The following is an 8,008-nucleotide window of genomic DNA, read 5'->3' as shown; positions in this document are numbered from 1 at the left end:
GATGCGGTGCGCACCCGTCTCGCTCAGCTCGCCCCCACACTGCCGGCGGGCATGGCCTATTCGATCCCGTTCGACTCGGCCCCCTTCGTCAAGGTCTCCATCGACAAGGTGATCCACACCCTGCTGGAAGCCATGGTGCTGGTGTTCCTGGTGATGTTCCTCTTCCTGCAGAACCTGCGCTACACCCTGATCCCGGCCATCGTCGCCCCCATCGCCCTGCTTGGCACCTTCGCGGTGATGCTGCTGGCCGGCTTTTCCATCAACTCCCTGACCATGTTCGGCATGGTGCTGGCCATCGGCATCATCGTCGACGACGCCATCGTGGTGGTGGAGAACGTCGAGCGCCTGATGGCCACCCAGGGGCTATCGCCCAGGGAGGCGACATCGCGGGCCATGAAGGAGATCACCGGGGCGGTGATCGGCATCACTCTGGTGCTCACGGCGGTGTTCATCCCCATGGCGTTCGGCAGCGGCTCCGTGGGGGTCATCTACCAGCAGTTCACCCTGTCGATGGCGGTCTCGATCCTGATTTCCGCCTTCCTCGCCCTGACCCTGACGCCGGCGCTCTGCGCCACATTGCTGCGTCCGGTCAGCCCGAGTCATCATGAGAAGCGCGGCTTCTTCGGTGCCTTCAACCGGGGGGTCGAGCGACTCACCACAGGCTACAGCGTTCGGGTCACCCGGCTGGTCGGGCGCAGCGGACGCATGATGGCTACCTTCGCCGCCCTCTGCGCCGTGCTGGCCATCGCCGCCACCCAGTTGCCCTCCTCTTTCCTGCCGGACGAGGATCAGGGCTATTTCATGACCTCCATCCAGTTGCCGACCGGCGCCACCAGCGAGCGCACCCTGGCCGTCATCAAGGAGTTCGAGGCCCATGTGGCCTCTCGCGAGGCGCTCGACACCAATCTGGTGGTGCAGGGCTTCAGCTTCTCCGGCGCCGGCCCCAATGCGGCCATGGCCTTCACCATGCTCAAAGACTGGGACCAGCGTCATGGTGCCACGGCTGCCGAAGAGGCTGAGCTGGCACAGGCCGCCATGGCCAACAGCAAGGAAGGCACCGTGATGAGCCTGCTGCCGCCCGCCATCGACGAACTGGGCACCTCTTCGGGTTTCACGCTCTTCCTGCAAGACAGGGCCAACCGGGGGGAGGCCGCGCTGCTGGCCGCCCAGGCGCAACTGCTGGCACTGGCGGCCCAAAGCGAAGTGGTGAGCGATGTCTATCCCGACAGCCTGCCCCCCGGCGAGAGCATTCACCTCGAGATCAACCGGCAGAAGGCCGAGGCCATGGGACTCTCGTTCACCAGCGTGAGCAGCACCCTGTCGGCGGCGATGGGATCGCTCTATATCAACGATTTCCCCAACGGCGGGCACATGCAGCAGGTCATCCTGCAGGCCGACGCGTCGGCGCGCATGCAGCTCGATGACGTACTCGGCCTGCGGGTGCGCAATGCCAGCGGCGGCATGGTGCCCCTGCGGGAGGTGGTGACGCCGACCTGGCGCCAGTCGCCGCAACAGATGATGCGCTTCGAGGGCTTCCCCGCCGTGCGTCTCTCCGGGAGTGCCGCCCCCGGGGTTTCCAGTGGCGCCGCGATGGCGGAAATGGATCGCCTGGTGGCGCAATTGCCGCCAGGCTTCGCCCTGGCCTGGACGGGACAGTCGTTGCAAGAGCGCCAGTCGGCGGCGCAAGCCCCCCTGCTGATGCTGCTGTCGGCGCTGGTGGTCTTCCTGGTGCTGGCCGCGCTCTACGAGAGCTGGTCCATTCCGCTCTCCGTGATGCTGGTGGTCCCCCTGGGCCTGCTCGGCGCCGTGGCGGCGGTGATGCTGCGCGGCATGCCCAACGACGTCTTCTTCAAGGTGGGCATGATCACCATCATCGGTCTGTCGGCCAAGAACGCCATCCTCATCGTGGAGTTTGCCCGCCAGTTGCACGGCGAAGGGCGCTCGCTGCTTGACGCTGCGGTGACCGCCGCACGCCTGCGTCTGCGCCCCATCCTGATGACATCGCTCGCCTTCACCCTTGGCGTGGTGCCGCTGATGCTTGCCAGCGGCGCCAGCGCGGAGACCCAGCATGCCATCGGCACCGGCGTGTTCGGCGGCATGATCAGCGGCACCCTGCTGGCCATCTTCTTCGTGCCGGTCTTTTTTGTCTTCGTCATCGGCACCCAGACGCGCATTCAGGCCTGGCGGGCACAGCGAGCACAGCGAGCACAGCGAGCACAGCGAGCACAGCGAGCACAGCACCGATCATGCTGACCGCTGTGCGGGTTTGCTGGCCCTGGGGAGGCGATGATCATGCAATGCATGCCTGGCACCATTTTGCGTTCCTTCGAAGAGGATGAGCGCGCCATGGTGCCGGGCCTGTGGTTCATGGCCGGTGCTGCGGGGCGACCCTATCGCGGGTTGCCTCTCCAGGATTTGTGACCAGCCCTCCGTCGCCGGTGCATCCTTGGTCTTCTCCAAGATGGCGATCTGCTATCTGGCACAGGGGGCTTGCACCATCCCGGGTCGGTGCCGACCCAGCAGGAACCCGGCCTCAGCATCGCTCTGACGACCGACTTCCTTGGCCTCATCGACTGCATGCTGTCTGCCATCACCAGTCAAGGCTGGACACTCCTGGAGCCTGAACCGCTGGAGAGGCCCCGCAAGGTTGATGACAGCCTGGTTCTCAAGCAATACACCATGAAATCGAAGTCAATTTAAGTGTTGCTCAGAAATCGACACATCGCAATCACCTCCGATACATTGCAGATCTACTCCGATACTTTCCCTCTGATCGTCAGTCTCAAGAAAAAAATAAAATAAACCATTAAAAACAACACCATAAACTCTTTTCATTTAAAGATAACTCTTTCTTGCACATCCCATCAGCTGGTCGTCAGGACACGTTTTCTGTGATTTGAAACACAAACTTTGATCATCACAGGGGATAAGCATTGCATTGGAAATCGATTTCAAGAAAATGAAGCCAGCATGATTTGTCTTGGCATCGATTGCATAGCATCTGTTTGAGTCTTGACGGTTCATCGCGGTGGATATTTTTCCCATTGATTGGAGTGGTCAGTATGAATGCATCAAAAAAAGGACTTTTGGCGTCGTTGATCGCCGCTGCCCTGCTTGGCGGGTGTGGTGGGGCCGATAATATCGACTCGAATAGTGGCAACAACGGTGGTAATAACGGTGGCGACAACGGTGGCACCACGCCCCCTGGCGACAGCACCCTGATCCTGTTCGGGGTCGGTGCCAATGGGGGTACAACCCCCAGCATCCAGTCAGAGAAGGACAACTGGAGCTTGCAACCGGTCACCGCTTCTCCCGTCGCCATGACCAGCATCAGCGCCGTGCTCATCAACAATGCCGGTACCGATGACACCGCCGATGTGCAGGTAGCCGGTGACGGAGATGGCACCTTCATGCTCAAATCCGCCACCCCTCTGAACCTGAGCAAATACGCCTCCGGTTTCATCGAGTTCCAGCTGCGGACCAAGAGCAAGGTGCCGGAAGTGCTCAATGCCTCCATCGACAACGAGTATCCCAACCGCAGCAGCCTGCCCATTGCCAGCGCCCTGACCGGTTCCGGTGACTGGGAAACGCTCACGCTGCCCATCAACTGCATGAAGCCCTTCCCCGGTGCCACGGCCATCAACCTCGCCACTGTGGGCACACCGTTCCACCTGGCCACCAAAGAAGCCTTCAACTACGAAATCACCAACATCAAGTACCTGCTCACCACCTCGGCCAAGCCCGTTGTCGACCCGGTCACCTGTGAAGCGCCTGGCGGCGCTACCGACCCGGGCACAGACCCTGGCACCGACCCGGGAACCGATCCCGGTACCGATCCTGGCATCGATCCTGGTACCAATCCGGACACAGGCTCCGGCGTCAACAATGCCCCCGCGCTGGTGGCCACCGATGCCGCGCTCTACTACTCCGGTGACAAGAGCCAGGCCTTGGACCGCAGCGCCGATTACCCGGCAGCCAGCTTCGGCGGCACCCTGACCGATGAAAACCAGGTCATCACCATGGACCTGCCAGGCAATGGCGCCGCCTTCCTCGGGACCGACAGCGCCAATGGGGATCTCTCCGCCTATCAGGACGGCGCCATGCTGCTCGACCTGAAAGTCTCCAGCTACGGTGACTCCCCCAACATCCAGATCCGCATGGACGGTACCGCAGGCCCGGACTTTGGCACCTTCTTCACCATGGACAGCAACATCGTGCCCGATGACGACACCTGGTACCGCTGCATCCTGCCGGTCGCCTCTCTCATTCCGGCGGCCAACACAGGCTCGGTGCAAAAGGCGCTCTACCTGAGCGGGGCCTGGGACTCCATGGCCGGTCTGCGCTTCGCCTTCACCAACGTGGCCCTGAAAACAGCCATCCCGGCAGACTTTGACAGCAATCAGCCCTGCCAGCAGATCAAGTGACAAGGCATTGAATCTTCGAGAAATCGATTGAAAATAATTTTCTACGGATTGGAGCAATAAGATGAAATTGAAGTCACTCGCCTTGTTTGTCGGGGCATGTTGCGGGCTGGCAATGCCCGCAGTATCGAATGCCGCCGAGAGTTTTGGCTTCCACGGTTACATTCGTGCCGGCTCGATGTTTGACGCCAAGGACAACTTCGCCAAGGCGGGGTACGAATATGAGATGGACAAGACCATGGGGCGCCTGGGCTCCGAGCTGGACAACAGCTGGGAAGCGGGCCTGAACAAGTTGTGGGATCTGGGCAGCAACAAGTCGGTCAACATCCACTTCAAGGTGGAGTCCGATGCCGACGGCCTGCAAACCCGTGCCGCGCCTCGCGAAAGCGGTGTGTCAGAAACCTATGTGGAGCTGGGTGGCATCACCCCGACCGGGACCATGTGGGGCGGCCTGCGCTATTACGACCGCGAGAACTACATCTGGACCACCGACTATTTCTACACGGACTACTCGGGAACCGGCGTCGGCATCAAAGCCATGGAGATGGCGGGTGGCAAGTGGGACTTTGCCTATATCAACAGCAACGACACCAGCCACTCCGACCGCGCCAATGGCACTGAAGCCACCATGCACACCCTCCACACCAGCGCCCTCTATGGTGCCTGGGACATGGAGATCGCACTCAAGCAGATGCCCAGCAACGAGTTCACCGGCGATAACAAGCAATATGCGACCAAGGGGGCAGAAGGAACCGTCATCTATTCCCGCGACGACTTCTTCTTCATGCCGGGCGGCTTCTCCAAGTTCATCGCCCAGGCAGGACGTGGGCTGGGTTCAGGGGACTTGCTGGGTGCCAACCTGACCAATACCGCCATGTATCGCAAGGGCTCCCTGTATCAGAAGACACTGCAGGACAAGGCGGATGGCTATAAACCCTACCAGTCCAAGGTGATGGAAGGCGATCAATCCTACCGCCTCTTCCTCTGGGGTGGCTGGTATGGCGCCAATATTCATCTGCTGCCGACCCTCTCCTACCAGTACAACGACTACGAGCTGGGTGGCCATGACTCCTGGTATGCCGCATCTCTGCGCCCGGTATTCCCGATCAATGAGTTCTTCTCCATCCAGACGGAGGTCGGATATGTGAAAAACAACCTGATCATCGACAACGTCGAACGGGGTGGCACCTCTCACAAGGTCAGCATAGTGCCGACCTTCACCGTCAATACCGGCATGGGGCCCTCACCGGAGATCCGCATTCTGACGACCTATGTCGATCACAACAACGAGACCCCCTGGCAGGAGGACCGGGAAGATTTCCTGGTCGGTGTGCAGGCGGACATGTGGTGGTAGGTTAGGTCGCGATACTTATCTGCACTATAATCTCGGGTCCCTTGGGGGACCCGCATTGCATACGAGGAAACACGATGAAGGGAACGAAGCAGTGTCTGCCTTTCCTGGTCAGTCTGCTGATGGCCGGATGCGCCGGCATGGGCCCGGAGCATTCGCCAGGATCGGCAGTCTCCGCCCTGCAGCAACAGGTTGAGCAAGGTCGGGAACAATTGTCGAACAAGGTGGCGGTCGAGTCGTTCAAGGAACTTCGCTTCCAGTCCCTCGGGCAGGAGAGCCGCTGGGTCGATGTGAGCACCGACAGCCAGGTCTATGCATTTGATTCAGGCAAAAGCTATGTAATGGCCTTCTCGCTGCCCGAAGTCAGCCAGGCAACTCGCGTCAAAATAACCATTCCGGTCGACTATACCGTCTTCCTGCCCAGCATCCTGTTGCTGGACGAGCAATACAACGCCGTTCAAACCATTCCCGGTTCCACATTCAGTTATGACGGTCGTTCGTTAATTTCAGGGCAGAACATTCAGGGGGAATTCACCATTCCGGCCCCCATCGGCAGCGCTCGGGCCGCCTATATGGTGATCTATTCCACGGCGAAGGACATGCAGGGCAGTACCCGGCTCAACCCGGACGATCTCCAGCGCGCCATGCAATATGATCGCACCACGGATGTCGCCCGCCTCATCAATGTGGAAGTGCCTCACTCTGCTACCGGACGCCTATATTTGACGCTGGACGCAGAGCCCGCTGCAAATGCGACGCAGATCGCAAAAACCATATCGCCCGTGATGGTCTCACCAGATAAATCGTTGGGTGAACTGGATTATTATCAGCATATTCGCACTGCCGTTCAGAGCAAAAACTATGAGCAGGCGCTCGCCTGGGTCAAAGCCGCCGAGCAAGCCGGTTTTACCAAGGCAAAAGAGGTCTTTTTTGCCGCCCAGCAGTAGCATTCCCTCCCCTGGCAAGGCGCATCATCGCTTGTCACCACCAGGGGAAACGGGTATCCTAACTTGCTGATTTATTAAGAAGATATTCATATAACACTGGCCATGACCAGGGGTTTTCACAGTCGAGTACGGAGGGGGGATGTCGAAGTCAGCTCAGGAGAAAAAAGCCACTGTCTATGATATCGCCCGCCGAGCCGGTGTCTCGGCAAGCACTGTATCCCGGATATTGAACGGCTCGGCCAAAGTGGCCGCAGATAAACGTCAGGCGGTGGAAGATGCCATTCAGGAATTGAATTTTCGTCCCAACCTGATGGCGCAATATTTGAAAACGGGTCAGTCCATGACCCTGGGTGTTTTGACCCAACATGTGGAGAGTCCATTTTCCAACGAAATGTTGCGGGGTGTTGAACACACTCTTCAGGGCATGGAGTATGTGCCGCTGATTGTCAGCGGTCACTGGAATGCGGAAGAAGAAGTTGAGCGGTTGCGCCTGCTGGTGGCCCGGCGGGTTGATGGCCTTATTATTTTGACCGGCCACGTCAATCAGCAAACACTGCTCGAGTTTTCCCAGCAAATACCGATTGTGGCCACAGGTCACAATATCATGACCGAGCGGGTACACTCCTTTAGCATCAATAACCGGCTGGGTGGCTACATGGCGACTCGCTATTTATTGGATCTGGGTCATCGTGACATCGCCCATATCGTCGGTTTACCGGATCATAACGATGCCATCGAGCGTCATCATGGCTATCGCCAGGCCCTGGTGAGCGCAGGTATCGAATATGACCCCTCCCTGGTCATCCAGGGGGATTTCGCCGAGGTCGGCGGGCTCAATGCCGTCAAGAAGCTGGTGGAGAGCGGCCGGAAATTCTCCGCCATCTTCTGCGCCAACGATCAGACCTGTTACGGTGCCATTCTGGGGCTCAAGCAGTGCGGCTTGCGCGTGCCTGAGGATGTCTCGCTAATCGGTTTTGACGACCTGCCCTTCTCTACTTATTCCAACCCGCCATTGACCACGGTACGCCAGCCCATCTACGAGATGGGGGTCAAGATGGTCAAGACTCTGTTGGGTTTGATTGAGAACACGGAGCTGAACTCGGACGAACTGCCCGAATTGAGCATTGTGGTGCGTGATACCACACTGCCCTACAAGGGGTGAACACAGACCGGAGCTGTTCCCTGCGCAGCATCAGATCCCAGCACAGCATCAGCGCAAAGCGGCCTTCGGGCCGTTTTCTTTTGTCAGCCGCCAGCCCAGCGAATGACTTGCCCCAGCTGTGTCCTCC

Annotated in this window: 5 protein-coding genes; all 5 read left to right on the top strand. The window is 59.3% G+C overall.

The genetic code is table 11. The features are described 5' to 3' along the window. Positions 1-2,253 (top strand): efflux RND transporter permease subunit (locus tag AB5Y51_RS17480; protein WP_368178823.1); only part of this gene is annotated, 2,253 nt, incomplete at its 5' end. Between the two features lie 833 nt (positions 2,254-3,086). Then, positions 3,087-4,424 carry a putative glycoside hydrolase gene (locus AB5Y51_RS17475; protein ID WP_368178821.1) on the top strand — a complete coding sequence of 446 codons (1,338 nt, stop codon included), beginning with the start codon at positions 3,087-3,089 and terminating at the stop codon, positions 4,422-4,424. A gap of 61 nt (positions 4,425-4,485) precedes the next feature. Then, entirely contained in the window at positions 4,486-5,775 is a 1,290-nt protein-coding gene (locus AB5Y51_RS17470; RefSeq protein WP_041214661.1) for a carbohydrate porin, read from the top strand. Between the two features lie 74 nt (positions 5,776-5,849). After that, a complete protein-coding gene (locus tag AB5Y51_RS17465) occupies positions 5,850-6,719 on the top strand; it encodes a MalM family protein (protein ID WP_039041337.1) in 870 nt (289 codons plus the stop codon). 139 nt (positions 6,720-6,858) lie between these two features. After that, the gene (locus tag AB5Y51_RS17460) at positions 6,859-7,881 is read left to right on the top strand and encodes a LacI family DNA-binding transcriptional regulator (protein WP_041201452.1); all 1,023 of its coding nucleotides are present in this window, start codon (positions 6,859-6,861) and stop codon (positions 7,879-7,881) included. Positions 7,882-8,008 lie beyond the last annotated feature (127 nt).

This window comes from Aeromonas sp. R7-1, assembly GCF_040908115.1.
GTDB classification, from domain to species: domain Bacteria; phylum Pseudomonadota; class Gammaproteobacteria; order Enterobacterales; family Aeromonadaceae; genus Aeromonas; species Aeromonas caviae.
This window is presented reverse-complemented; position numbering and strand designations above follow the sequence as displayed.